This window comes from Hymenobacter volaticus, assembly GCF_022921055.1.
In the GTDB taxonomy this organism is placed as follows: Bacteria; Bacteroidota; Bacteroidia; order Cytophagales; family Hymenobacteraceae; genus Hymenobacter; species Hymenobacter volaticus.
Genome location: NZ_CP095061.1, coordinates 1,477,652 through 1,503,386, shown reverse-complemented (window position 1 = coordinate 1,503,386; position 25,735 = coordinate 1,477,652). Strand labels below are relative to the sequence as shown.

At 53.3% G+C, this 25,735-nt stretch carries 20 protein-coding genes and 2 pseudogenes; 13 read left to right on the top strand and 9 right to left on the bottom strand.

What is annotated here, in order from left to right:
- Nucleotides 1-22 precede the first annotated feature (22 nt).
- The 4 genes from MUN86_RS06580 to MUN86_RS06565 all read right to left on the bottom strand — a co-directional run bounded on the left by MUN86_RS06580 (nt 23) and on the right by MUN86_RS06565 (nt 5,495).
- On the bottom strand, nt 23-652 hold the full coding sequence (locus tag MUN86_RS06580) for a TonB-dependent receptor domain-containing protein (RefSeq protein ID WP_245123216.1): 630 nt from the start codon (nt 650-652) through the stop codon (nt 23-25).
- Nucleotides 646-2,034 carry a TonB-dependent receptor plug domain-containing protein gene (locus MUN86_RS06575; RefSeq protein ID WP_245123212.1) on the bottom strand — a complete coding sequence of 463 codons (1,389 nt, stop codon included), beginning with the start codon at nt 2,032-2,034 and terminating at the stop codon, nt 646-648. Before MUN86_RS06575 ends, MUN86_RS06580 begins: the two co-directional genes overlap by 7 nt.
- Nucleotides 2,035-2,174: 140 nt before the next feature.
- Entirely contained in the window at nt 2,175-3,119 is a 945-nt protein-coding gene (locus MUN86_RS06570; protein WP_245123209.1) for a DMT family transporter, read from the bottom strand.
- Nucleotides 3,120-3,200: 81 nt separating this feature from the next.
- The gene (locus MUN86_RS06565) at nt 3,201-5,495 is read right to left on the bottom strand and encodes an aconitate hydratase (RefSeq protein WP_245123207.1); all 2,295 of its coding nucleotides are present in this window, start codon (nt 5,493-5,495) and stop codon (nt 3,201-3,203) included.
- A gap of 279 nt (nt 5,496-5,774) precedes the next feature.
- On the opposite strand from MUN86_RS06565, the gene MUN86_RS06560 reads away from it, so the two are divergent.
- On the top strand, nt 5,775-7,103 hold the full coding sequence (locus MUN86_RS06560; protein ID WP_245123204.1) for a TlpA family protein disulfide reductase: 1,329 nt from the start codon (nt 5,775-5,777) through the stop codon (nt 7,101-7,103).
- Between the two features lie 101 nt (nt 7,104-7,204).
- On the opposite strand, the pseudogene MUN86_RS06555 reads toward MUN86_RS06560, so the two are convergent.
- Nucleotides 7,205-8,619, bottom strand: a pseudogene (locus tag MUN86_RS06555) (cytochrome P450).
- A 203-nt stretch (nt 8,620-8,822) separates the two neighbouring features.
- Between MUN86_RS06555 and MUN86_RS06550 the strand changes: the two are divergent.
- The gene (locus tag MUN86_RS06550; RefSeq protein ID WP_245123201.1) at nt 8,823-9,122 is read left to right on the top strand and encodes a hypothetical protein; all 300 of its coding nucleotides are present in this window, start codon (nt 8,823-8,825) and stop codon (nt 9,120-9,122) included.
- Nucleotides 9,123-9,644: 522 nt separating this feature from the next.
- Here MUN86_RS06550 and MUN86_RS06545 read toward each other — a convergent pair.
- Entirely contained in the window at nt 9,645-10,625 is a 981-nt protein-coding gene (locus tag MUN86_RS06545; RefSeq protein ID WP_245123199.1) for a polyprenyl synthetase family protein, read from the bottom strand.
- Between the two features lie 158 nt (nt 10,626-10,783).
- Here MUN86_RS06545 and MUN86_RS06540 point away from each other — a divergent pair, with 158 nt between their 5' ends.
- Together MUN86_RS06540 and folK are read left to right on the top strand one after the other, a co-directional pair.
- On the top strand, nt 10,784-11,665 hold the full coding sequence (locus tag MUN86_RS06540; protein WP_245123196.1) for an alpha/beta hydrolase family protein: 882 nt from the start codon (nt 10,784-10,786) through the stop codon (nt 11,663-11,665).
- 99 nt (nt 11,666-11,764) lie between these two features.
- A complete protein-coding gene (folK, locus tag MUN86_RS06535) occupies nt 11,765-12,250 on the top strand; it encodes a 2-amino-4-hydroxy-6-hydroxymethyldihydropteridine diphosphokinase (protein WP_245123193.1) in 486 nt (161 codons plus the stop codon).
- 243 nt (nt 12,251-12,493) lie between these two features.
- Here folK and fabD read toward each other — a convergent pair whose 3' ends face one another.
- From fabD to MUN86_RS06520, 3 genes are all read right to left on the bottom strand, one after another.
- Nucleotides 12,494-13,381 (bottom strand): ACP S-malonyltransferase, encoded by an 888-nt coding sequence (gene fabD, locus MUN86_RS06530; RefSeq protein ID WP_245123191.1) that lies wholly within the window; start codon nt 13,379-13,381, stop codon nt 12,494-12,496.
- A 104-nt stretch (nt 13,382-13,485) separates the two neighbouring features.
- Nucleotides 13,486-14,808 carry a T9SS type B sorting domain-containing protein gene (locus MUN86_RS06525; protein WP_245123188.1) on the bottom strand — a complete coding sequence of 441 codons (1,323 nt, stop codon included), beginning with the start codon at nt 14,806-14,808 and terminating at the stop codon, nt 13,486-13,488.
- Nucleotides 14,769-16,400: a hypothetical protein gene (locus MUN86_RS06520; RefSeq protein ID WP_245123185.1), complete on the bottom strand. Its 1,632-nt coding sequence runs from the start codon at nt 16,398-16,400 to the stop codon at nt 14,769-14,771. The genes MUN86_RS06525 and MUN86_RS06520 overlap by 40 nt, the downstream gene beginning before the upstream one ends.
- Before the next feature lie 251 nt (nt 16,401-16,651).
- Between MUN86_RS06520 and MUN86_RS06515 the strand changes: the two genes are divergently transcribed.
- From MUN86_RS06515 to MUN86_RS06475, 9 genes and pseudogenes are all read left to right on the top strand, one after another.
- The gene (locus MUN86_RS06515) at nt 16,652-17,329 is read left to right on the top strand and encodes a succinate dehydrogenase cytochrome b subunit (protein ID WP_245123182.1); all 678 of its coding nucleotides are present in this window, start codon (nt 16,652-16,654) and stop codon (nt 17,327-17,329) included.
- Between the two features lie 12 nt (nt 17,330-17,341).
- Nucleotides 17,342-19,275: pseudogene (locus tag MUN86_RS06510) on the top strand (fumarate reductase/succinate dehydrogenase flavoprotein subunit).
- Nucleotides 19,276-19,484: 209 nt separating this feature from the next.
- The gene (locus MUN86_RS06505; protein WP_245125636.1) at nt 19,485-20,240 is read left to right on the top strand and encodes a succinate dehydrogenase/fumarate reductase iron-sulfur subunit; all 756 of its coding nucleotides are present in this window, start codon (nt 19,485-19,487) and stop codon (nt 20,238-20,240) included.
- Between the two features lie 170 nt (nt 20,241-20,410).
- Nucleotides 20,411-20,938, top strand: coding sequence for an NADPH-dependent FMN reductase (locus tag MUN86_RS06500; protein ID WP_245123179.1), 528 nt, complete (start codon nt 20,411-20,413; stop codon nt 20,936-20,938).
- 240 nt (nt 20,939-21,178) lie between these two features.
- Complete coding sequence (locus MUN86_RS06495; protein WP_245123176.1) at nt 21,179-21,952, top strand: MbnP family protein; 774 nt, start codon at nt 21,179-21,181, stop codon at nt 21,950-21,952.
- 18 nt (nt 21,953-21,970) lie between these two features.
- Entirely contained in the window at nt 21,971-23,035 is a 1,065-nt protein-coding gene (locus MUN86_RS06490; protein ID WP_245123174.1) for a cytochrome-c peroxidase, read from the top strand.
- Nucleotides 23,036-23,173: 138 nt separating this feature from the next.
- Nucleotides 23,174-24,319, top strand: coding sequence for a cytochrome-c peroxidase (locus tag MUN86_RS06485; RefSeq protein ID WP_245123171.1), 1,146 nt, complete (start codon nt 23,174-23,176; stop codon nt 24,317-24,319).
- A gap of 77 nt (nt 24,320-24,396) precedes the next feature.
- Nucleotides 24,397-25,545, top strand: a complete 1,149-nt coding sequence (locus tag MUN86_RS06480; RefSeq protein ID WP_245123168.1) for an acyltransferase family protein — start codon at nt 24,397-24,399, stop codon at nt 25,543-25,545.
- Complete coding sequence (locus MUN86_RS06475; RefSeq protein ID WP_245123166.1) at nt 25,542-25,718, top strand: hypothetical protein; 177 nt, start codon at nt 25,542-25,544, stop codon at nt 25,716-25,718. Before MUN86_RS06480 ends, MUN86_RS06475 begins: the two co-directional genes overlap by 4 nt.
- Nucleotides 25,719-25,735 lie beyond the last annotated feature (17 nt).

Genomic DNA, 25,735 nt, shown 5'->3' with positions numbered 1-25,735 from the left:
CTGTAGCAAGAAATGACTGGTGCTAGAAAGTGTATTGCGCGTTTACATAGAAATTCACCGGCGCCTGCACGAAGTATTTGCGAGTGCCATCGGCTTCCACGTAGCCGTTGTTGAAATACTTGGCACTGGTGAGGTTGTTAGCGAACAAGGACACTTGGTAGCCATTGCGGGCGTACTGGACGCGCGCGTTCAGCAGGATGTAATCGTCGACGGTGGCGGAATTGGCAAAATCGATATAGGAGCGGCTCTGGTAGCGGCCGAGTAGCGCAGCAGTCCAGCGGCCGGCTTGGTAAATCACCTCCTGGTTGACGATGAGTGGCGGCGTGAGGATAGGCTCGAACGTCTCGCGCTGTTCCCGAATGCGGCTGTAGCTGAAAGCCGAGTTGTTGAGTAGGGCAAACCGACCGGTAAGCTGGTAGCGTACGGACGTTTCCAGCCCGGTCCGCAAGCTGCTTTCCACTTTGTTGGTTAATGCCAAGCCGTTCGGGCCGAACTGCCCATTCAGCACGATTTCGTTGCGGAAGTCCATGTAGTAGGCATTCAGATTCAGCTGCCACCTATCGGTTTGATGCCGCACACCTAGCTCCTGGTCCACTACTGACTCTGGTGTCGAGCTGGTTACCAAGGCTAGCCCGGTGCTGTCCGCTAGCAAGTCGTCGTTGCCCCGAACAAATCGTTGCGGGTTGGCTCGCGGCTGGTGCGGCCGAGGCTGTAGTAGAATGTGGTGCGGGGAGATGACGCGAAGCTTGCCCCAACTTTCGGGTTGAAAAACTGCCAGTCGATGATGGGGAGCGGTACACTGCCCTCGTAGCGAAACGAGGTGGCACGGAACTGCGCGTCGGCAAACAGCGTGAATTGCTGTAGCTGTACTTCCAACTTGCTGAAGGCACTAAGTTCCTGTTTGCGGCCGGTGTTGCGGTACAATCGGCCCAATGCTCGTTCGGTGCCCGTATGTTGCCGCTGGTAGGTGTTAGCGTGCAGGCCACTGGTCCAGGTCAGGTGCCGGGTGCGCCGGGTATACGTACTGAAAGCCCCCGCCCACCCCGACTGAAACGCGTACTTGTACAGCTCGGCGGTGCTTGGCAAGCCAAGGAAGTTATTGAGGTCGAAGTCGTAGTTACCGCGCAGCGCAGAGTAATACACACTAGTGCTTAGCAATGAAGTAGCGCTTAGTTGCCAATCGTTTTGCAGCTGCACCAACGCTTGCGTGAAACGGTCGTTTTCGGCGGTGCCGTTGGCGTTGGCCCGGCGGTTTCGCTGCAACACCGAATCGGCTACCCCGAGCCAGGCCAACTGGTTTTGCTGATGCCCGGCCAGTAGGTTGAACTTCCAGCTCGTTTTGTCCCGAAACAGTCCGCTGCTCACAAACACCGAGCGCGAGGTATTGGCCGACCTATCTTTATATCCATCCGAATGTAGCTCCGACGCCCGCACGTAGAGTGCCTTCTGGTTGCGCAGCCCACTAGCATACTCCCCGAAAATCCGGTAGCTGTTGTACGACCCATACCCGGCCCCAAGCGTGGTGCGTGCGGAATCTCGCAACGTGGGCGAAAACAGTTGAATGCTCCCGCCGTAGCTGGCCGTGCCGTTTTGCGTGGTCCCAACGCCCCGCTGAATCTGCAGGGCACTAACGGAATTGAGAATATCCGGAAGGTTGGAGAAATAAGCGCCTTGGTCTTCTGGCTCGTTTAGCGGCACCCCATTCAGTGTGGTGTTGATGCGAGTTTGATCGATGCCGCGCAGCCGAAAGTAGGCGTACCCTTGCGTGCTGCCCGCATCAGAGTAAGCGGTAATGGCAGGCGTTTCGGAAAGCAGAAACGAGGGCTCCTGGCCGACGCTTTTGCGCGCTAGCGCCTGGCCATCAACGTTGAGGAAGGTTACCGGCGTCAGCTTGTCGGCCTGATAGATTACTGGCACTTCAGGTAAGGCACGCGTGGTATCGGGGTGGGTAAAACTAGCTTGAGGTTGAGTTTGTGCGTGTCCAGCAGTGACGCGCAGTAGGAACACCCCTGCCCCCCATAGTCCTAATTTCATTGTTATGATAGCTACTGCCGCGCTTCGCGGCGACACGAAGGTAACAGCCTGATTGCTGTGCTTGCCTCCGGTTATCTACTCTAAACAGCATTTTTTCTGCTCTCCGATAACTATAAAACGCGACTTCCTTGATATGCGTGTCAAGCCGTAACTTCTTCCAGTACCGGGGTTGGTTTTCTTTTCCAACCAATTAAAATTACGCCCGCAATAACTAGTGCAGTCCCAATTATTTGTTCCATAACTATTTTCTCACCTAGAATAAAATACGCTTGTATAATAGTGGACACGGGGCCAATACCACTTATGATGGCTACATTATTTGAACCGATACTTTTCAGGCCATACGACAGCATAAACGAAGGAATAACAGTAGCAACTACCGCCAATAATAATCCATACAGCCAAAGCCCATTCTGAGCTTGAAAATTGGCAGTTTCACCCATTATTGCGAAGTGCACGAATATTCCGCCCGTAGCGGCAAGCATGGCATAGGCCGTGAATTTAGTGGGGCCCGTGCGCGGAATTACTCTGCCGCTACCCACTATGTACACTGCATAAGTAGTTGCGCATAGAAACACCATAAAGCTCCCGAAATAGAAATTAGGGTTGCTGGAATCAATGGCAAGTTCTCCAAAATACGCAAGCCCGATACCCACATAAGTTAATAGCAAAGCCACCCGCTGAACACCAGATATTTTTTGCTTGAAAAAATAAGCGTTGATAAATACGGCAAACGTTGGATATAGAAATAAAATCAATCTTTCAAGACCCGCCGAAATGTATTGCAGCCCTATAAAATCAAACAAGCTGCTCAAGTAATATCCTAGCACACCCAAAGCCAAAACGAGCACCCACTCCTTCCCTGTCAATTTTACGTTACCGCTCCGGCTACTCACGGCAAAAGCAGCAACCACATAAAACGGCAGTGCAAAAAGCATCCGCAGCGTCAGCAGCGTCAGAGCATCGGTGTGCGTACCAGCAAAAGCTAGTTTTACAATAATTGCTTTTGTAGAAAATAAAACTGCGCCTACAAGCGTAACGACAAATCCAACTAATGAAATGGGGTGTTTGGTACTACCACTCATACTTATGTTGATTAAACACCAGCCTATAAAAACAAAAAGCTGCCCTGAATAGAGCAGCTTTTTGTTTCAAGGCAGACACTACTATTTCTGCGACATTTGGGCAGCACCCGCCTCTTTCAGACGAATTAGGTTCAGAGCCGAGCCGGCTTTAAACCATTCAATCTGGCCCTCATTGTAGGTGTGGTTGAGGGTGATGAGGTCGGTGTCGCCATCAGAGTGGTGCAGACGTGCTTGCAATGGCTGACCAGGTTGGAAACTGGTCAAGCCGAGGATGTCAACAACATCGTCCTCTTCTACAAGGTCGTAATCGGCCTTGTTGGCAAAGGTGAGGGCCAGCATGCCCTGCTTTTTCAGGTTGGTTTCGTGGATACGCGCGAAGCTCTTCACGATGATGGCGCGCACACCCAAGTGGCGTGGTTCCATTGCGGCGTGCTCACGGCTGGAGCCTTCACCGTAGTTCTCGTCACCCACTACCACCGAGCCGATGCCTTGGGCTTTGTAGTTGCGCGCTACCGCCGGTACCGGCGAGTAAGGCGTACCCGAAGTCAGGGCGTCTTTCACCGAGTTTGCCTCGCCGTTGAAGGCGTTGGTAGCCCCAATGAGCATGTTGTTAGAGATGTTATCAAGGTGGCCACGGTATTTCAACCACGGACCGGCCATCGAAATGTGGTCGGTGGTGCACTTGCCTTGGGCCTTGATGAGCAGGCGCAACCCTTTCAGGTCGGTGCCTTCCCATGGCTTGAAGGGGTCGAGCAACTCCAAACGGTCGGAGCCTGGATCTACGATAACCTGCACCGAAGAGCTGTCTACAGCAGGAGCCTGATAACCGGCGTCTTCTACGGCGTAACCCTGTGGCGGCATTTCCAGGCCGTGCGGCGCGTCAAGTTTCACTTGCTGGCCGTTTTTGGTGGTCAGCGTATCCACGAGCGGGTTGAAAGTCAAGTCGCCGGCAATGGCGAAGGCCGTTACGATTTCGGGCGAGGCCACGAAAGCGTGGGTGTTGGGGTTGCCGTCGTTACGCTTGGCGAAGTTGCGGTTGAAGCTCGTGATGATGGAGTTCTTGCGCTTGGGGTCGTCGGTGTGGCGCGCCCACTGCCCGATGCACGGACCGCAAGCATTAGCCAATACCACGCCGCCCATCTGCGCGAAAGTGTCCAGCAACCCGTCGCGCTCCACAGTGTAGCGCACCAGCTCCGAGCCGGGCGTTACGGTGAATTCTGCATTGACGGTTAGACCCTTGCTTACTGCTTGGCTGGCAATGGAAGCCGCGCGGGTGATGTCTTCGTACGAAGAGTTGGTGCACGAGCCAATCAACCCTACTTCCAGCTTCTCGGGCCAGCCGTGCTCACGCACAGCGGCAGCAAACTGTGAAATCGGCCAAGCGGCATCCGGCGTGAAAGGACCGTTTACGTGCGGCTCCAGCTCGGAGAGGTTGATTTCAATGAGTTCGTCGTAATACTCAGAAGGGTTTGCAAACACCTCGTCGTCTGCACGCAGGTGCTGTGCTACACCAGAAGCTAGGTCGGCAATTTCGGCCCGGCTAGTGCCACGCAGGTAGTTGGCCATGCTTTCGTCGTATGCAAACACCGACGTAGTAGCCCCAATTTCGGCACCCATGTTGCAGATGGTCGCCTTACCCGTGCACGACATGTTTTCGGCACCCTCACCGAAGTACTCCACGATAGCGCCCGTACCGCCTTTTACGGTCAGGATACCGGCTACTTTCAAGATTACGTCTTTGGGAGCCGTCCAGCCCGACAGCTTACCGGTCAGTTTCACCCCGATAATCTTTGGAAACTTCAGCTCCCACGCCATACCGGCCATCACGTCGACGGCGTCGGCGCCACCTACGCCGATGGCTAGCATGCCCAAGCCACCCGCGTTGGGAGTGTGCGAGTCGGTACCGATCATCAAACCGCCGGGGAAGGCGTAGTTTTCGAGTACCACTTGGTGAATGATACCAGCACCAGGCTTCCAGAAGCCGATGCCGTATTTATTGGAGACCGAAGCCAGGAAATCGTATACTTCTTTGTTTTCGGAGTTGGCAATGGCCAAATCCTCGTCGGCTCCTACTTTCGCCTGAATCAGGTGGTCGCAGTGCACGGTGCTAGGGACGGCAACTTTGGCTTTGCCAGCCTGCATGAACTGAAGCAGCGCCATTTGGGCGGTAGCATCCTGCATGGCCACACGGTCGGGGGCGAAATCGACGTAGGAAACACCACGCTTATATGCCTGCGAAACAGAGCCGCCGTACAGGTGAGCGTACAGGATTTTTTCGGTCAGGGTAAGCGGACGACCAACGGCAGTACGAGCAGCTTCGATGCGGGAGCCCATGCCAGCGTACACCGCCTTGATCATTTCTAAGTCAAACGCCATAATGCGAAAAGGAAAAATGTGGAGGGAACGGACCTACTTGTAAGAGCAGGTACGCAAATATAGGCGCCTGGTAGGGCGCGTCCCAAACTTTCTGGTCCGCGCTTTCTCACGAAGCTTGTGCTTCTTGCATTTTAAGCGAAACAGTTGGCAGGTGCCCGCCCATTGGGGTTGAGCAAGGCACCAAACCGACGCTTCGTGCTACCTTGACACGCTACCTTATTAAACCAATTTCCGTGGTTTGTAGTTTAGCGCCGAATGTATTGTCTTCTTAAGCTGACTATGTCTGTTCCTTCGCTTTTCCAAAAAGTGGTTCTTGGTGCCAGCCTTTCGCTCTTAGTAGCGGCTTGTGGCACCGGCTCTTCCTCTGATAATCAATCATCTACCGGCGGCACGGCCACGCCCCTTACGGCTGGCACCTGGCGGGGTGCGCTTTCCACGCAAGGCCAAGAAATTCCTTTTTTATTCGACGTAGCCACCGACGGTGGCAAACCCACTGTAACGCTCCGCAACGGAGAGGAGCGGCTCAAGCTCGACGAAATCACAACTGCCGGCGACTCTACTACCATTCGGTTGGGCGTGTTTGATGCGGCGCTGGTCGTTCGGGCCGATGGCACCGACAAGCTGAAAGGCACTTGGGTGAAATACGACGGCAAAGACCCGTACCGCGTGCCATTTACGGCCGCGAAAGCTGCATCCCCGGCTGCTTTGTTTGCAGGCGACGCCAAAATGGCGGCCACTTACGGCGACATGAAGAAGGGCGCTACCTTCCGCGTCGAGTTTCGGGGTGATGATGGCGAAACGTATCCAGCGGTTGGCATCATCCGGCAGGATAGCACGAATAGTGCCTTACTCACTGGTACTTTCCTTACTTCTACTGGCGATTATCGTTACCTAGCGGGCAATTTGGTGAACAAGCCCGATGGCGAGCATGTGATGCTGTCAACTTTTGATGGCAGCCACGGCTTTTTGTTTGACGGGAAGCTCGACAAGCCCGGCAACATCAACAACATCAAAGGCGACTTCTACAGCGGCAAATCTGGCCACGAAACCTGGACTGCTGTGCTTGATGCCAACGCCAAACTGCCCGATGCCAACGCCCTCACGGGTATGAAGCCCGGTCAGAAACGCCTCGACTTCAAGTTCCCGAGTATCTACGAAGGCGGCAGCATCTCCCCCACCGACCCCAAGTACAAAGGCAAAGTGGTGGTGGTGCAAATTCTCGGTTCCTGGTGCCCTAACTGCATGGACGAAACCAACTTTCTGGCGCCTTGGTACGAGAAAAACAAGCAACGCGGGGTCGAAATCATCGGCTTAGGCTACGAGCGCACCCCCGACCAGAAACTAGCGTCGCAGAAGCTGCTCAAGATGAAGCAGCGGCTCAATGTAGGCTACGATTTGGCCGTGGCCGGCATAGCCAACAAGGATTCGGCCAGCACTTCGCTCCCTCAGCTAGCCAAAGTCTTGGCTTTCCCTACTACCATTTTCTTGGATAAGAAGGGCGAAGTCCGCAAGATTCACACGGGCTTCTCTGGCCCCGGCACGGGCAAATATTACCAGCAAGAAACCGAAGAATTCGAGAAGACAGTGGCTAGTTTGTTGGCAGAGTAAGCCACTTGCTAGAAACCTCAGTTAGCATAAACGACTGGAGCGTTAGTTCCCCTCATCATCCGAGGGGAACTAACGCTCCAGTCGTTTATGCTAAGTTGACGCTATAGAGCCAGACGCTTAAACCGCAGCGGCACTTCTCCTTGCGGGCGTAGGGTTACGAGGGGCATGAGAACTGCAGGAGTTTCTGTGGCGGGCTCGATGCTGAAGTGACGTAGCGTTTCCAGCAAAACCAGCTGTATTTCAGTGAGGGCGAAGTGGTTGCCAACGCACAATCGCGGACCGCCACCGAACGGCAAATAGCCGTAGGTAGGCACCGCAGGCACCGCACCCGGCGCAAACCGCTCAGGCCGGAATACTTCGGCATCAGGCCAAAAAGCAGCGTGGTGGTGCAGGCCGTACAGATAAAGCGAAAAGAGCGTACCCTTCGGAATCGGCTGCCCTTGAAACTCGTCGTCTTCCAATGCTACCCGGTCCAGAATCCAGGCGGGTGGGTACAGACGCAGCGTTTCCTGCACCACATACATCGAGTAAGGTAATTGGGGCAAGTCGCTGAATTCGGGGTACGGCCGGCCTGTACCGCATGCATCTCGGTGCGCACTTTATCGGCTACGGCAGAGTGGCGGGCCAGCAGGTAGAACAGCCAGCTCAAGGCGTTAGCGGAGGTTTCGTGGCCGGCTACGAGCAGAATGTTTACTTCATCGAGCAGTTGATCTTCCTGCATGGGCTCTCCGGTATCCTCGTAGCGCGTGTCGAGCAACATTTGCAGTAGGTCGTCGGGCGTTTGAGCGGGGTCGGTGGGCGGGTGTTGGCGGCGCTGTCGGATGTAGCCCCGGATTAGCTCGCGCAGCTCTTGGCTAAGCGCGTCGTGGTGGCGGTAGCTACCCCGGGCCCGAAACCACGGCCGCAGGTACGGTTGGCGCACGGTGCGCACGTAGAAGGCTTGAATTTCCGTTAGAACCTCGGCTAGCCGCTCCCCTTCCGCTTCGGAAAGGCTGGTACTGAATGTGGCCCGCGCCACAATCCGAAAGGCTACCCGCGTCATGGCTTCGTGAATATCTACCACCGCCGTCCCGTCGGGCGTGGCCGTGCGGGCCGTTAGTTCGGCAGTCCATTCCTCGGCGGCCGTTTGCATTAGCTTGGTCAGGCCCGCCAAGCGCTGCCGATGAAAGCCGGGTTGAATCAGGCGACGCTGCCGCAGCCAGTCGGCTCCCTCGTTGGTGAGCAGTCCGCGGCCCAAATAGCGAATCAAGCCGTGGGTGAGGTCGGACTTCAGGTAACGCCGATGGTTTTTTTGCAGGATATGCTGCACCAACGCCGGGTCGCGCGTGACAATACCGGGCCTTACGCCCCCTAGATACACCCCAACCGTGTCACCGTACTCGGAAAGAATTCCGTTGAGCCGCCCAATAGGGTCACGGGTGAAAGCCACCGAGCCGAGCAGGGTACGCCAGCGCGGCACCCACGGTACCAAGGGTTTGGCGGGTGCCGCCGCAGTTTCAACAGGAGAGACAGACATAGCTAAACAAACCAAAAAGTTAAGCAGCGCGGCCGCAAGTGTACCACCTAGTTAGCAGACGTCCAGCGGCGCAGCCAGATTATATCTACACTCCAGACAACACAAACCCGTAAGTGGTGCGTACACAACCAGTAATTGGCCACGTAAACAAGTGGCTAGCCACCACTCCGCACTTCCTTTCTCGAAAACCAAACCAATTTCTTATGTGGATTCAACAGAAAACCACCCCCGCCCCTCTCGATGAGCTCCAAGGCCGTACGGTAGGCCTCAAGTTCGAGTGCAACCAGTGCCATACGGAAGTTTTCACGGATCTACTTGGCGTACCCGCCGCCGACCATTTGGCTAATTCCACCGAAGACGACGGGCAGTTCGAAACCGAAGAAATTAAGTGCCCCGGCTGCGACATGATTCACGAAATCACCGTCAAGAGCACCTTTGACGGCGTGACGTTCGAGGTATCCGAAGTGGCACCCGAAAGCGTGGAGTATCAGATAGCACAGTAGTTGCTAACACAAACAGCATAAAAACCGGATGGCTGGCAAGTTGCCAGCCATCCGGTTTTTTATTGACAATTACTCGAAGCCAACGTATTTCAGCCCTTTGGGTACAAGTCGCGGACCCTTGTGATACACGTCGACGAATAGATGCAGCGTGTCATTACTAGCAGTCCGAAACGTATAATGATCTAGTATTCCGCCTCGTCCATTAATGTGCCTACTTGTTAAACGGTCATTTAGTTGAATAGCTGGCTGAGTATAACTAGGGTCACTCATCGAGTACCGCCCTATTAGTTCTAGCGGCTGGTTGTCAGCAGTGCGCAGATTTTTTAAAAAGCCAACGGAGAAGTTTATGCTTCGCCCTATATCTCCTTGCTTTAGTTTTAGCGGATTATGTGCAGTATAGCCATAGGTACTATCGGAAGAAACAGTTGGTACGAGCGTACCTTTCTGCGCATAAGCAACAGTAGTTAGTAATAAGAGTGGCACTACTAGTATTCTCATAAAATAAAAACGTAATACTTCGCGCTACTTCTCCCGCTCTATAGTGTAGTTGATTAGCTGCTCCAAGGAGCTACGGGAAGGCGAATCAGGAAACGTACGAAGGATAGTTAAGGCCTCGTCGCGGTACTTTTCCATCACCCGGATTGCGTATTCTAGGCCCCCGCTCTTCTTCACAAACTCAATTACGGCCTGCACCCGGTCTTTCCGCCCGTCGTTGTTCTTGACATTGTAGATGACGCGGCGCTTGGTGAGCCAATCGGCTTGTTGCAACGAATAAATGAGCGGCAGCGTCATCTTTTTTTCTTTGATGTCAATGCCGACTGGCTTGCCGATTTCGGCCGTACCGAAGTCGAAAAGGTCGTCTTTGATTTGGAAGGCCATGCCCACTTTTTCCCCAAAAAGCCGGGCGCGCTCAATGGTTTCCGTGTCGGCGCCAGCGGAGGCGGCTCCAACGGCACAGCAGGAAGCAATAAGGGAGGCGGTTTTTTGTCGGATGATATCAAAGTACACATCCTCGGTAATGTCGAGGCGGCGGGCCTTTTCGATTTGGAGTAGTTCGCCCTCGCTTAACTCGCGCACGGCGTTGCTCACTAATTTAAGCAGCGCGTAATCGTCGTTTTCGAGACTGAGCAGCAGACCTTTACTCAGCAGATAATCTCCGACCAATACGGCAATCTTGTTTTTCCAGAGAGCATTAATGGAGAAGAAACCGCGCCGGTAATTGCTTTCGTCTACTACATCGTCGTGCACGAGCGTGGCGGTGTGTAGCAACTCAATAAGCGCCGCGCCACGGTAAGACGCTTCGGGCAGCGGGTCGCCACCGCTGATCTTGGCCGTGAAAAACACGAACATGGGCCGAATCTGCTTGCCCTTGCGCTTCACAATGTAGCCCATGATTTTATCGAGGAGCAACACCTTGGTTTGCATGGACGCCCGGAATTTTTGTTCAAATTCCGCCATCTCGGTGGCAATTGGCGCCTGTATTTGGTCCAGCGTAACGTTCATGCAGCGGTTTTGGGCGCTGCAATGATACGGGGAAAATGGTGAAATAAAGAGGTGGTGAAGAGCTGAGTTGGAGAGTTAGTGAAATGAAAAGAACGATGGTCTAAACGTTCTTATGTACCCCGGCGGAACATCATCCCTTCAGCGTGTATCTTCGCTCTATGCCTACGCAACCCGTCCGCCTCGATTTTCAACTGACCAACTCACGCCATAACCGGCCTTTCACCGCCGACGCCCGCTACCTGTCCGATGGTCAGCCCAAGCCAGTGGTAGTGTTTGTGCACGGCTTTAAAGGGTTTAAGGACTGGGGGCACTTTAACTTGCTGGCTGATTATTTTGCGCAGCAAGGCTTTGTATTTGTGAAGCTAAATCTGTCGCACAACGGCTTGGTAGTGGGCGGCACCGGCGACCTGGAAGACCTCGAAGCCTTTGGTCGAAACAACTTCTCACTGGAACTCGACGACATTGGCACTCTGCTGGACTCGCTGGAACAACCTACTATAACTGGTATTCCGGCCATCGAAACCGACCTTACCCGCCTTGCCCTGATAGGCCACAGCCGCGGCGGCGGCTTGGTGCTGCTCAAAGCCGCCGAAGATCCGCGGGTGCAGGCCATAGCTACGTGGGCTGGTATCAACAACATCAATCCTGGCTGGCCGGAGGAACTGATGCAGCAATGGCAGCAGCAAGGCGTCTATCACGTCGAAAACAGCCGAACCAAGCAGCAACTGCCACTCTACTACCAGATTGTGGAAGACTACCACGCCAACCGCTTGCGCCTCGACATCCCGCACATTGTGCGCCGCAAGCTGCACAAGCCTGTGCTTTTCCTTCACGGCGACCAAGACGAAACCGTATCCGTGCAGCGTGCCCATGAGCTAAAGAACTGGAAGCCCGAGGCCGAATTGCTGATTCTCCCCAACGTTACGCACAACTTTGGTGGTGCCCACCCGTGGGCCTCCGAGGAATTACCCGCAGAGGCAAAACAAGCTGCCGATGCCACAGTCGAGTTTTTTCAGCGGGCGTTGCCATCAACCAAGTAGCATGTAGCCTCAGCTTATTCAACTAGCACTGATGGCAGCCTGCACTAGTTACTTTGCTGACTTATTATGCTTCGTTAAACGCTACTTGTTCATTGCTTCATGGCAACCGCTTACCTTCTGCTTGGCTCCAATCTTGGCGACCGACTAGCCATTCTTACTGAAGCCCTGCAGCAATTGGCAGCTCTCGCTGGCTCTTTGGAAGCCGTATCGGGATTGTATGAAACTGCCGCGTGGGGCCTCGAAGATCAGCCCGCTTTTCTGAATCAGGCGGTGCGTCTGCATACTATGCTCTCGCCCGAAGCTCTACTAGATGCGTGTCTGCAAACAGAGCAGCAAGCCGGCCGCAAACGAAAAATTCGTTGGGGAGCCCGGACCCTCGATGTAGACATACTTCTCTACGACGACCTTGTGCTAGATACGCCCCGCCTCACCGTTCCTCATCCGCGCCTGTCAGAACGCCGATTCGCGCTAGTGCCGCTAGCAGAAATTGCTGCCGAAGTTGCACACCCAATACTACACCGAACAATAGGGGAATTACTCGCAGCCTGTGAAGATGAACTGGCAGTGGTGCGAATCGAAAAATGAAGCTTTTTGGTTTTACTACCAAGTCACGGCCAAGCTAGGTTAGCGACTGAGCATATAAATGGCAACGGCTACTTAGGAGCCTCCAAGACAATGCAACCTTGTCCCAGGCTGAATTTATTGTTGCAAAGCTGCTCACAGAAGCATTACTGTTGACTTTGAGTCTCTATTGTTTGCGCCACCCATAAACAAAAGGAAAGGCCCTGCGAAACCATCCGTAGGGCCTTTCCTTTTGTTTATGGGTGGCTACAAAGTAGCTGAACTTACCGATACCTCCGGTGCAATTTTTTTCACCAATCCTTGCAGCACCTTACCAGGGCCACACTCCACAAACTCTTTGGCGCCATCCTGGACCATGCGCTGTACACTTTGCGTCCAGCGGACGGGAGCGGTGAGTTGGCGCACCAAGTTTTCCCGAATTTCGTCGGGATCACGGTGCGGGGTAGCGTCCACATTCTGGTAAATAGGGCAGATACCAGCGGAGAAAGTGGTTTTAGCAATAGCCTCTGCCAAAGCAGCTTCCGCCGACTGCATCAAAGGAGAATGGAAAGCTCCGCCTACCGGCAGTGGAAGAGCCCGTTTAGCACCAGCGGCTTTCAGCTGCTCACAGGCCAACTCTATACCACGCTGGGAACCCGATACCACCAACTGACCTGGGCAGTTGAAATTGGCGGCTACTACCACGTTGCCTGCTTCCGTTATTTCCTGGCAGATGCGCGTTGTGGTATCGTCGTCAAGCGCCAAAATAGCCGCCATAGTGCCAGGCTGCTCTTGGCAGGCTACCTGCATAGCTTGAGCCCGTTGGGCGACTAAGCGCAATGCATCTTCGAACTGCAACACTTTGGCGGTTACCAGCGCTGAAAACTCGCCCAGCGAATGACCAGCCACCATATCAGGATTAAGATCAGGCAATACGGCAGCTAGCGCCACAGAATGCAGGAAAATGGCCGGTTGCGTAACATCGGTGCGGCGTAGATCGTCCTCAGAGCCGTTGAACATAACGTCAGTGAGCTGGAAACCTAGGATTTCATTGGCTTGATCCATGAGGCGCCGCGCTTCGGGGTATTGCTCGTACAGGTCACGACCCATACCGCTGAATTGGCTGCCCTGGCCCGGAAAAACTACTGCTTTCATAAGGAGAGAAACGGAGAAAAAGATGGGGCAGCAAGATAGCAGGAATAAAAAAGCCCGCTGCCGGAAGGCAACGGGCTTTGTAAACAGCGCGCTAAGCAAAATTACTAGCGGGTGATTTGCACCCACCCTTTGTAAGTACGCTTGGTGTTGGCCACATCGCCAAACTCGACCTCGGCCTGATAGTAATAGACGCCTTCGACCACGGACGGTGAGGCGCCGCCCTCACTGCGGCTGCCGCCTCCACGCCAGTTGATGAGCGGGTCAGCGCTGCTCTCGTAGATCTTGACGCCCCAGCGGTTGAAGACGGTGAAGTGGGTGCGTCGGATCGGGGTGAAGACCTTGGGCCGGAACGTGTCGTTCTTACCGTCGCCGTTAGGAGTAAAGATGTTGGGCAGCAAGAAGAGCTGGCAGTCCTCTTTGCAGGCGCGGTTGCTGAGCGCGCTGAGCGTGCCGCTCGAATCGACGGCCTGCACGGCATAGCAGGCTGCTTCCGAGGAGAGGTTGCGATGCTCGTAGCTGGTCTGCGTAGCGGGTACTGTAGTCAGGAAGCGCAGCGAATCCTGGCCAGCTGGAGCATAGTAAAGGTTGTAAGCGGCGATGGCACGACTGCAGTCAGCAGGAGTAGTGCTCAGTTGCCAGCTCAGCCGGTTGGTGTAGACCGGCCCGCTGAGGGGGGTTGCAGGCAAATCGAACAGGCGGCTGGCTAGGCTGTCGCAGTTGGACTGTTGCAGGCGCAGCACCGGTGCGCACGGCACGTTGCGCACGGCAATGCACTGCTGCTGGCTTAGGTTCACCAGTCCACTCGGCAGTTTTTCGGGATTGTTGTAGGTGCCGGTCGTTTCGACATAGTAGCAATAGGTCTGACCTTTGATCAAGCGCTGCGTGGCCGTGCCTTGGTCGCGGTAGCTGCCGCCCGTGGCTGTGCTCGTGGCCGTGCCGATGCGCACAAACGGCCCACTCGGGTCCGGGCCTCGGCGGTAGATGACCGTGGGCTGGCGCGTGTTGTCCCAGGGTACATTATAGGTCCAGCGCACGTCAATCGTGTTTAGGTCCGTGGTTGATACAGCGGGCGTAGCCGTCCCCTCCAGGCGCACACTCGAGGCCGCCGTGGCCGTCTCGGTCACCACGTTCTGACTCAGGAACTCCACCTTGTAGGTGTAGGCGCGGTTTTGCGTGTCCAGCGAGGGGTCGGCATCGACGTAAGTCGTGTCATTTGTGTTGGGCGCCACTGTAATAAGTGGCCCGACTTGGGTGAAAGTCTGCGTGCCGCCCTGACCTTGGGCGCGCAGCACGCGAAACTGCTGCGGGTCGGCGAAGGCAGGCGTGCTGCGGGGCTTGGTCCAGCGCACGGTGATCTGGCCGGCACTGGTAGCCGTGCGGTCCACCGTCACGTTGCGCATGAGCAGGGCCCGGCCCGGGAACTCCACGCACGCTTCCTGTGAGGCCAGGCTAGCGCCCCGGCGGGCAGCGGGAAAGCCACGTAGATGCGGTAGCAGTAGGTCTTGCCTCGCTCCAGGCCTTGCCCGCCGTTGGTGTCGGTGTAGTCGACGATGTCGGTGGTGCCCGTGTAAGTGAGGGAAGCAATCTGCACATAGCCCGAGGAGGCCGGGATACCCGTCTCGCAAGGACCAAAGGGCGTATTGTTGGAACCCTCACGCCGGTAGATCAGCACCCGTGCCCCAGGCTTGCGGCAGATGTAACTGTTCCACGTCAAGCGGGTGTTGCGCGCGTTGTTGGGGCCGGTAATGGCGGTGGCGCGCAGGTTCTGTGGCGCCGGGCCGATAACGGTAATGCGCCACGTGCGGATGTCGGTCAGCGGTACAGCATTGGCTCCAGTAGGCTCATCAGTAGCATTGAAAACTACTTGCGTAGGGGCGGCAGCAATGTTATTACAATCGGGCGTCCAACGGAAGGTGCCTGTTGCCGTAGGGGGACCGAAGGAGGATTGCGTGAAAGTGGCCGGGGGCAGAATTCCACTGTTAGCGGAGAGCCGTACCCGGTTGCCATCGGGGTCGGTGGCGCGCACGTTGCCCACCACGGGCGTACCAGCTACTACGCATAGGTCGGCCGGGATTACTAGTTCTGGCAGCTTGTTGTTGTTTGCACGCACCGTAACCTGCAGGTCTCGGATAACCTCGGCAATAAGGCGGTAAGTACGTTGGCCACCCACTACCACGCGGCGGTATTCCTTCACCACCAAGGCAAAGTTATACTCGCCAGGCGAACTAGGAGCGTTCCATACCACTTGCCCCGTAACAGGGTCTATCTGAAAAATAGCGTTGTCTCCAGGCACTCCTACTGGCGGCCCAGTGAAAGGCACCTGCACACCAGGAGCGGCTGCATTAGGCAATACAAAATTAGGAACGGAGGCAGGTGCAGGAGTACAGTTCACTACTGCTGCTGCATTTCCAGCTTGCTGGCTGTTTACAAGCGCATACGCCAAAGAATCTCCATCGGCGTCGTATGCAGCGGGGTTGTGTTGAAAAACCTGCCCCACTACTGCGTTGTCAATGGCAGGGCGCCGAAGTACCGGAGAGCGGTTCTGCAATAAAGCCGGGTCAATGGTAACCGTGGTAGATATGTAGAACGACTGGTTCACAGAGTTCGACATATTCCTGATTCCTGCATTTCGGTTCTCCCCAATAAAACTAACTCTATACGGATTGCCGGGCGGACTTGGTGCCCCATACGTATGCTCGAACTCGTATGTGTAGCGCCGCACGTCAGGCTGAAGCAGCACGTTAGTAGTGCGGGCTACATTCAAGTCACAGCTACCATCGCCGAAGAAAATGGCAGCGGTAGGCTGGTCGGGCACACCACTCGCTGGGTCTCTACAGTAGAGGGTTAATCGAAAGAAAATACGCCGCGGATTGGCGCCGGCGGTGGTATCAACCTTTGATTGGATATCACCGGCCCGGATGTGGGTTGCTTGGGTTGGGAACGCCAAAGTCAACAACCCCACCAGAAGCAACAACAATGACCCAAACCGGGCCAAACGGAATAGTAACGGACGCAACATAGAGGCGGGTAATGAGAAGAGGAAAGGCCAGCAGCTGAACAACAGCGAAACCTTAGGACTAATCTAACAAAAATCAGACCTATAGGTTGGTAAAAGAATCAGCAGACTCCATTTCTATAACGGAGTAGCGCGCATATTGATTCATGCGAGCTAACGAGGGAACGCCGAAGTTTATTTCAATTGTTTCCTAGTAGGTTGCCATGTACCTTTGGCAGCTACAAATGACCTCAACAAACCCTTTAGCAGCTTCTATGAGTTGGATTAACAAGACGGTTACCAGTAGTATTGGCCGCAAGGTTATTATGTCCGTGACCGGACTTTTCCTTTGCTCGTTTCTGGTCGTGCATCTAATTGGTAACCTACAACTTTTCAAAGGCGACGGAGGCTTGGCCTTCAATACCTACTCGCACTTCATGAGCACCAATCCGTTGATTCGGGTAGCCGAAATCATATTGGTAGCTGGCTTTGGCTTTCACATCTACGAGTCTATCGTTCTGACGCGCCGCAACCAAGCGGCCCGGGGCAATCAAAAGTACGTTGTCGATAATATTGGGCAGAACAGCGACTGGAAGTCGCGGAATATGGGCCTGCTTGGCTCCATCATTCTGGTTTTCCTGATCGTGCACCTTTATAATTTCTATTACCGTTTTCACTACGAGCCGCTCCCCTTCGACTCGCAGAACAATAAGAACTTGTATGGGGTAGTGATGACCTCGTTTCAGACGTGGTGGTACGTATTGCTGTATGTGCTCGCCCAAGTGGCGCTCTGTTACCATTTACTCCACGGTTTTAATAGTGGATTTCAGACGCTAGGTTTAAACCACCGCAAGTACACGCCTGTTATTAAGATGGTCGGCTACGCTTTCTCCATCATCGTTTGTGCTGGATTCGCAGCTATGCCGCTGTACTTCTTTATTTTCAAGTCCTAATCTGCCTAGCTGATGTTTCAGGATTCCAAAATTCCCGAAGGCCCCTTGGCCGAAAAATGGGAGAAGCATAAGTTCAACGTTAAGCTCGTTAACCCAGCCAACAAACGTAAGTACGACATTATTGTAGTAGGTACGGGCTTGGCAGGCGGTGCCGCCGCTGCTTCCTTGGCAGAGCTAGGCTATAACGTAAAAGCCTTTACATACCACGATTCTCCCCGCCGTGCGCACTCTATTGCTGCACAGGGGGTATTAATGCCGCTAAAAACTACCAAAACGACGGCGACTCTATTTTCCGTTTGTTTTATGACACCGTCAAAGGTGGTGACTACCGTGCCCGCGAAGCCAACGTGTACCGTTTGGCGCAGGTATCGGTAAACATCATCGACCAGTGTGTAGCCCAGGGCGTACCGTTTGCCCGTGAATATGGTGGGTTACTGGCCAACCGTTCGTTTGGTGGCGCTCAAGTAAGCCGTACGTTCTATGCCCGTGGCCAAACCGGACAGCAACTGCTGCTAGGAGCTTATTCCGCTCTTTCGCGCCAGATTGCCTATGGCAAGGTAAAGATGTACACCCGTTCCGAAATGCTGGATCTGGTGGTAGCCGATGGTCAGGCACGCGGCATTATCACGCGTAACCTGATCACTGGTGAAATAGAACGGCATGCTGCTCATGCAGTGGTATTGGCTACGGGTGGTTATGGCAACGTATTCTACCTGAGCACGAATGCTAAGTACTGCAACGCTACTGCTGCCTGGCGGGCGCACAAAAAGGGAGCTTATTTTGCTAACCCTTGCTTCACTCAGATTCACCCGACTTGTATTCCAGTATCAGGTGACTACCAGTCGAAGCTGACGTTGATGTCTGAGTCGTTGCGTAACGATGGCCGCGTATGGGTGCCCAAAACTGTGGAAACCGCTGAGCGCTTGCGCAAAGGCGAAATAACGGTAAACGATATTTCCGAAGAGGATCGGGACTACTTCTTGGAGCGCAAGTACCCTGCTTTCGGTAACCTCGTACCACGCGACGTGGCTTCGCGCAATGCCAAGCAAATGTGCGACGAAGGCCGTGGCGTAGGTTCCTCGGGCTTAGCTGTATACCTAGACTTCGCCGACATCATCAAGCGCACCGGTGCCGACTCTGTAAGCCAGAAGTATGGTAACCTGTTCGCTATGTACGAGAAAATCACTGGCGAAGACCCCTATAAGCAGCCAATGCGCATTTATCCTGCCGTGCACTACACGATGGGTGGCCTGTGGGTGGACTATAACCTGCAAACTACTATCCCGGCTCTGTACGCCACAGGAGAGTGTAACTTCTCTGACCACGGTGCTAACCGCCTCGGGGCCTCGGCTCTGATGCAAGGACTTGCTGATGGCTATTTCGTAATTCCTTATACCATTGGTGATCAGCTAGCGCAGACCCCTCCTACCCCTGTTACTACCAATCATTTGGCTTTCGAAGAAGCTGAAGCTGGTGTACGGGAGCGTATCAACAAGCTGATGAGCATCAACGGGACTCGTAGCCCTGGTGAATTCCACAAAGCTCTCGGCCACATCATGTGGGAATACTGCGGTATGGCTCGCAATGCCGAAGGCTTGCAGCACGCTAAGCAGGAAATCCAGAAATTGCGTCGCGAGTTCTGGTCCGACTTGAAGCTCACTGGTACCGACCAAGAGTTGAACCAGATGCTGGAAAGCGCTGGCCGCGTAGCCGACTTCATAGAGCTAGGCGAATTAATGGTTGACGACGCCCTGCACCGCAACGAAAGCTGTGGTGGTCACTTCCGCGAAGAATACCAGACTCCTGAAGGTGAAGCATTGCGCGATGATGAGAACTTCGCTTATGTGGCTGCTTGGCAGTACAATGGCGAGAACAAGCCGGAAATCCTAAACAAGGAGGAACTGACGTTCGAAAACGTGAAGCTCACGCAGCGGAGCTATAAGTAGTAGACTTAAAGAGAGCTAAGGCTCCTGAAAGCAGTTTTCAGGAGCCTTACTTAGCTTTTAGTCTGCACTTAATTTTCACCTTGATTGTTTTAACTGTAAATACTGCGGGGACCAGGGCCTAGGGCTGATAATGCCAATCAAGACCCTACGTTCCCAAGACCCTAAGACCCCCTATACTAATGGCCGGAAGTAACCCCAACGCCAAACCAATGAACCTCACGCTGCGCGTGTGGCGGCAGAAAAACCGCAATACGACCGGCAAAATCGTGGATTACCAAGTGCGCGACATCTCTCCCGAAATGTCGTTTTTGGAAATGCTTGATGTTTTGAACGAGGATTTGCTACGTAAAGGCGACGAGCCTGTCGCATTCGACCACGACTGCCGCGAAGGTATTTGTGGATCGTGTAACCTCTTCATTAATGGCCGGGCTCATGGCCCAGAGGCAGGTACAACTACTTGCCAGTTGCACATGCGTAAGTTCAGTGATGGTGACACCATCACTATCGAACCTTGGCGGTCAACAGCATTTCCTATCAACAAGGACCTAAGCGTAGACCGTTCTGCCTTCGACCGTATTATTCAGGCGGGTGGCTACGTAAGCGTAAATACGGGTGGAGCGCCAGACGGCAACGAAATTCCAATTCCTAAGGAAATTGCTGACCGTGCCTTCGAAGCGGCTACCTGTATTGCGTGCGGTGCCTGCGTAGCCTCCTGCAAGAACTCGTCGGCTATGCTGTTTGTAAGTGCGAAAGTTAGCCAGTTAGCTTTGCTGCCACAAGGACACGTAGAGCGCAAGACCCGTGTCGAGAACATGGTAGCGCAAATGGACAAAGAAGGGTTTGGTGCTTGCAGCAACATCGGCTCTTGCGCTGCAGAATGCCCTGTCGGCATTTCGCTGGAAAACATCGCCATTCTGAACCGTGAATTCTTGTCAGCTAAAGCTACTTCCAATAACCTAGCATAGGTAATGCTGGTTATTACTATACAAGTTTTGGAAAAGCGAAACGGCCTGCCGTTTCGCTTTTTTGTTGCCTTTTAGCCTCCTGGACTAGCCACTGAAGCTTTGTAAAACTCGCTTCATCGTTCAGGTGCAACTCGTACTCTCATCCGTTCTCCCTTCTTTACTTCGATTCCATGATAACAGTCATTGCCGGTACCAACCGGGCCAACTCACGGGCGCGTCGCATTGCTGATTTATACCTAGGCCTGCTGCGCAACGAAAACGCAGAGTGCCAATTACTGGACTTGGCCCTGCTACCTGATGACGTGAGCGTTTCGGCACTTTATGGGAACGTAGGTAATCATGATGGCTTCAATGAACTAGCTAGCTTGGCTAGTGAGGCTGATAAACTGGTTCTAGTAGTGCCCGAGTACAACTGTTCGTATCCGGGAGTGCTTAAGACATTCATTGATGGCCTACCTTATCCTGGAGGCATTCGTGGGAAGAAAGCGGCTTTGATTGGTTTGTCTTCGGGGGGCCAAGGTGGTCTGCTCGCCCTGAGCCACCTCTCCGATGTGCTTATGTACCTAGGTACGGCGGTGCTGCCAGCCCGCGTACGACTTCCCTTTATTGATAAATATTTGAAAGAAGACGGTACGCTCGACCATCCGCTTTATCAGCAATTGCTGCACGAGCAAGTGGAGCAACTGTTAGTGTTCTAAGAACTTTCTTGCGGTAGCTTCATTTGCTATTTTGAGAAGTCATTAAGCTTCGGTCCTGCCACTTTTTATACAGCACCAAAACATAGGATTCTTTACTATCCGGTTTTGAGAAGTCGTAGTTTTCAGGCAGGATTATTTCGCTTATTTCTAGTAAGCCTCATCATAGAATCACTAGAGATACGTTATTCATTATCGCCTCTATTACAGCCTGAACGCAACATCCTTGAAAAATTCTTGAAGATGAAAGTAGCGCCCCACCCTCTCTTTTGGCTTTTCTTCTTAGCTCTTTCGGCAGTTTTTACTGGTTGCAAAGAAGATACGGATTCGCCAGACCCTGATGTTAAGAAGGGCAAAGTGGCTCTGGAATTTGAAAACGTAGTAGGTGATAGTCCGCTTGAATTGAACAGCGTAACCCCCTATTCAACTCCTTCCAATGAGGACTTCAAGGTTACTATCTTTCGCTACTACATTTCCAATATCAAGTTAAAAAGAGCTGATGGCACCGAGTTTATCCAGCCTAACAGCTATTATCTACTTGATCAAGCCCGTGAGGCTTCTCTCAAGTTTACTATTCCTGATGTGCCCGTTGGCAACTACAATAGCTTAACGTTTACCCTTGGTGTAGATACAACCCGCAACACCGGAGGCGCCCAAACGGGCGCCTTGGCTATTAGCGACATGTTCTGGACCTGGGATACAGGCTACATCTTCACCAAGATGGAAGGTAGCTCTACCCAAGCACCAAATAAAGCTCTAGTATTCCACATCGGAGGCAACTCAAACAGAAAGGTAGTGTCACCAGCTATGAACAATAGGGTCATTCAAGTGCGAGAATCGCGGACTCCAGGAGTACATGTGCGAGCCGATGTACTTAGGATGTTCACGGGTCCAGAGATTATCTTGTTCAGTAAAACCAACAACGTAATGGGTGGTGATGATGCTGTAAGAGTAGCTAAAAACCAAGCCGCCGGCATGTTCACAGTCAGTGCAGTTGATACAGAATATACTGAATAACCCATAGGGGTTACGACCATGAAATCTTACTTCTGGCTCGTAGCTACCTGGAGTTTGTTAGCCGCAGTTGGGCTGGCCACCACTAGTTGCCGACCTGACGCAGACATGTTGTCGGACAAAGAAATACCGGGCGCTCAACTGCCTAGTAATTTCCCTGCACCGGTGTATGGCTTAAATGAAAACCCACCTACTCGCGCAGCTTTCGAGCTGGGACGCACTTTGTTCTATGACCCTCGGTTGTCGCGTACCGGAAAGGTGTCGTGCGGTAGCTGCCATCAGCAGTCTAAGGCTTTTGCCGACGCAGGGCATCGTTTGAGCCGGGGAGTTGATGGCCGGTTAGGAACTCGCAATGTTCCGGCACTACAAAACCTGCGTTGGAAACCCAATTTCTTTGCGGATGGAGGACCCAAACACATCGAAACGATGCCCATGGCTCCTATCACGAATCCGCTGGAAATGGATGAGAACATAGACACTATACTCCACAAGCTGAACGCCGATGCCAACTACCAACGCCGCTTTGCGCAGGTTTTCGGAGGTAGCGGTCCTATCGACTCCTATCAATTTCTGCGGGCACTAACCCAGTTTACAGCATCCCTTACTTCCAGCAACTCCCGCTACGACCACCACACTCGCCACGAAGCAGGTAGCGCCCTCACCGATGCCGAGCTACGCGGCTTAGCTGTGCTGCGCCAAAAGTGCGGAAACTGCCATACTGGCGAATTGTTCACGGACGAGTCGTTTCGCAATAATGGGTTGGATCGGAGGTTTCCGCAGGATTCCGGACGGGCGCATATCACCCGCAGCAGTCTCGATGCTGGACGCTTCAAAGTGCCTAGTCTACGCAACGTAGCCCTAACCGCACCTTACATGCATGATGGCCGCTTCAATACGCTAGCCGAAGTGTTCGATCATTACGACCACGGTATGGTAGAGTCAGCTACGCTTGACCCGCAGTTGCAGCGAGTTGGCCAGCGGCCTGGCATCTCTCTTTCCGCTGAAGAGCGCCAAAATCTGCTGTTGTTTTTGGCTACCCTTACCGACGAACAATTTATAAATGACCCACAGCTAGCAGAACAATAGATAATCCGGTATAATATGGAAATGCTACATTTCAATTGCTGTTCTGTTTTCAAATAATTCAACTTGTACTACCGTTAGGCTTACTGCCGTTTTCGCATTGCAAATCAGTATCTTGAGTTATAGGCTTGCCTCTTTTTTATGAATCTTCACTCTACTTATCGACAGGTTGGGCTGCTGCTATCAGGGGTGTTGCTCCTCTTGGCTGCTAGTTGTGATAAGAAAGACCCTGAGTTGCCAGCACCACCCGTTACGTCGACAACGCCTTACAACCTGACGTTGCCTACGCAGCTGCCTCAAGATGTTGTGCTGCCCACCGACAATTCTATGACGGTAGAAGGGGTGGACCTGGGCCGCAAGCTGTTTTATGAAGTTCGCCTCTCGCGCGACAATTCTATGTCGTGCGGCAGTTGCCACCAGCAAAGCAAAGCGTTTTCAGATGGTAGGGCCCTTGCTATTGGGGTTGATGGCATAGCGCATCAGCGCAATGCCATGTCGTTGGTTAATTTACTATGGGAGCCCAATCTGAACTGGGACGGGTCGGCCACTAGATTCGAAAAGCAAGCGCGCACGCCTATCGAAAACCCCGTTGAGTTGCACCAGAGCCTAGCCGACGGCGTGCGCAAATTGCAGCAAACTACCTTGTATCCGCCACTATTTGCCAGCGCGTTTGGTTCTGCTACCATCACCGAAGAAAACGTGCTAAAGGCCCTCGCGCAATTTGAGCGGACGCTGATTTCTTCGAATACTCGCTATGAAAAGTCGCTACTGCCGGGCGGCCCCCGGTTGACAGCTGATGAGCGCGCTGGCCGCGTCCTTTTCTTCAATCATCCTGGTGAGGGCGGCAACATATTAGCTCGCGGTGGCTCCTGCGACCATTGCCATAACGGCAATAACTACTTGTTTACTTCCACCAACTTCACTGCTCCTGGCGGCCTGACGCAATACTTCAACAATGGCCTACCTGTTTCCACTGATCTTGGCCGCTTTGGCGTAACAGGCGTCGCATCCGACCGAGGTAAGTTTCGCGTACCTACCCTCCGCAATATTGCCCTAACGGCTCCTTATATGCACGATGGCCGGTTCCAAACATTAGAAGAAGTAGTGGACCATTACAACGAGCATATCGACACCAACACCGCCGATCCTATTTTGCTGCTCTCCAACACGCCGGGCGGAACTAAACTTGGCCTCACAGTTACGGAGAAACGGCAGCTGGTTGCCTTCCTGAAAACGCTGACTGATTCCACGTTTATTCAGGATCCACGGTTTTCTAATCCCTTCTAAGGCCAACTACTATCAGGTGAATTTCGAGAACGGAAAACGAGGTATCTTACCCGCTAGCCTTTCCTCGTTTCACTTCTATGCCGCCTCTTGCTGCACAAGCATCGCCAGCCTCAACTTACTTACCTGCATTCACTGGTATCCGAGCCATAGCGGCCTACATGGTGTTTTTGCACCACTTCAACCCTTTCTACGAAGGAGGCTCGACACCTTTGCTGCATTACCTTCTGGTAGAATTTCACATCGGGGTACCCGTTTTCTTTGTACTCAGCGGTTTCCTAATTACGCTGCGCTACATCGACCATATTCGCTTTACAACTGCCTGGTGGAAACAGTACCTGCGTAACCGGTTTGCACGCATCTACCCGATGTTTTTCCTGATAACGTGCCTCAATTTTGCGTGGCTTTATCACCAAGAAGGCACTCTGGACTCGACAGTTGTGCTAACCAACGTGTTGTTGTTACGCGGCTTCTTCGAATCGATTATTTACTCGGGCATTCCGCAAGGCTGGACTCTCACTGTCGAAGAATGTTTCTACCTGCTGGCCCCAATTGTGTTCTGGCTGCTACTCCAGCGCCGGATCCGACTTTGGTATATGCCCTTTGGCTTGCTGGCAATCGGCTGCGGATTGGTCTTCTTGTTTCGTCCGCTTGAATACTATGGGCTGTTTGCCAACTTCAAATTTATGCTCCTCTTCACCTTCTTTGGGCGATGCATCGAGTTTTTTGCTGGCATCCAGTTGGCTCTTTGGTACCGTCGCGGCCGAATACGGCGCTATGCTATACCTAGCTTGCTTACTAGTATAGGTTGCTTGATGACTGTTGCCGTTTTGGTTGGTTTGGTATGGATACGGGGGCCTTACGCCTATGGGCAAGAGCATCCATTCGGCGTCGCCTTCAATAATGTGGCCCTACCAGGTGGCATCCTTGTGCTGTTTGCAGGGCTGCTCACCGAACAGACGTGGTTGCGGCAGCTATTGTCAAGCACGCTATTGCAGGTCCTAGGCAAAAGCTCCTATATCTTCTACTTGATTCATTTTGGTGTTATCCAGCAGTTCGTGCACGACCTTGTTCCTTTTGAAGGCAAGTGGCTTAACTTAATTTCTATCTTCTTGGTGTTGAACCTACTGGCCATAGCTTTGCACTATCTTGTAGAGCAGCCACTCAACAACCTAATTCGTCGGCAGCCAATAGTTGCGGAGCATTTATCCTCAGTTCCGGTATCATGACAAAGCACTTACTGGTTCCGCTGTTCCTGATTAGTGCTTCAGCCTTGCTGGTGTCGTGCTCCACTATGTCCTCTACTCGCCAGCTTAGCCCCGACCGAGAGCCCGACTTACCGCACCGCCTACCAACAGCAGATTCAGTGGCACAACCGGTCGATTCATTGAAGCAACCTTAAACCTTAAATAGCTTTAC

Excerpts from the sequence above, each read along its gene's own strand:
- MUN86_RS06485 (WP_245123171.1), top strand. The coding sequence starts at position 23,174 with ATGAATCTTCACTCTACTTATCGACAGGTTGGGCTGCTGCTATCAGGG.
- MUN86_RS06475 (WP_245123166.1), top strand. The coding sequence starts at position 25,542 with ATGACAAAGCACTTACTGGTTCCGCTGTTCCTGATTAGTGCTTCAGCC.
- MUN86_RS06505 (WP_245125636.1), top strand. The coding sequence starts at position 19,485 with ATGAACCTCACGCTGCGCGTGTGGCGGCAGAAAAACCGCAATACGACC.
- MUN86_RS06480 (WP_245123168.1), top strand. The coding sequence starts at position 24,397 with ATGCCGCCTCTTGCTGCACAAGCATCGCCAGCCTCAACTTACTTACCT.
- MUN86_RS06540 (WP_245123196.1), top strand. The coding sequence starts at position 10,784 with ATGCCTACGCAACCCGTCCGCCTCGATTTTCAACTGACCAACTCACGC.
- MUN86_RS06575 (WP_245123212.1), bottom strand. The coding sequence starts at position 2,034 with ATGAAATTAGGACTATGGGGGGCAGGGGTGTTCCTACTGCGCGTCACT.
- MUN86_RS06550 (WP_245123201.1), top strand. The coding sequence starts at position 8,823 with ATGTGGATTCAACAGAAAACCACCCCCGCCCCTCTCGATGAGCTCCAA.
- MUN86_RS06490 (WP_245123174.1), top strand. The coding sequence starts at position 21,971 with ATGAAATCTTACTTCTGGCTCGTAGCTACCTGGAGTTTGTTAGCCGCA.
- MUN86_RS06500 (WP_245123179.1), top strand. The coding sequence starts at position 20,411 with ATGATAACAGTCATTGCCGGTACCAACCGGGCCAACTCACGGGCGCGT.
- fabD (WP_245123191.1), bottom strand. The coding sequence starts at position 13,381 with ATGAAAGCAGTAGTTTTTCCGGGCCAGGGCAGCCAATTCAGCGGTATG.
- folK (WP_245123193.1), top strand. The coding sequence starts at position 11,765 with ATGGCAACCGCTTACCTTCTGCTTGGCTCCAATCTTGGCGACCGACTA.
- MUN86_RS06560 (WP_245123204.1), top strand. The coding sequence starts at position 5,775 with ATGTCTGTTCCTTCGCTTTTCCAAAAAGTGGTTCTTGGTGCCAGCCTT.
- MUN86_RS06545 (WP_245123199.1), bottom strand. The coding sequence starts at position 10,625 with ATGAACGTTACGCTGGACCAAATACAGGCGCCAATTGCCACCGAGATG.
- MUN86_RS06515 (WP_245123182.1), top strand. The coding sequence starts at position 16,652 with ATGAGTTGGATTAACAAGACGGTTACCAGTAGTATTGGCCGCAAGGTT.
- MUN86_RS06570 (WP_245123209.1), bottom strand. The coding sequence starts at position 3,119 with ATGAGTGGTAGTACCAAACACCCCATTTCATTAGTTGGATTTGTCGTT.
- MUN86_RS06565 (WP_245123207.1), bottom strand. The coding sequence starts at position 5,495 with ATGGCGTTTGACTTAGAAATGATCAAGGCGGTGTACGCTGGCATGGGC.
- MUN86_RS06495 (WP_245123176.1), top strand. The coding sequence starts at position 21,179 with ATGAAAGTAGCGCCCCACCCTCTCTTTTGGCTTTTCTTCTTAGCTCTT.
- MUN86_RS06520 (WP_245123185.1), bottom strand. The coding sequence starts at position 16,400 with ATGTTGCGTCCGTTACTATTCCGTTTGGCCCGGTTTGGGTCATTGTTG.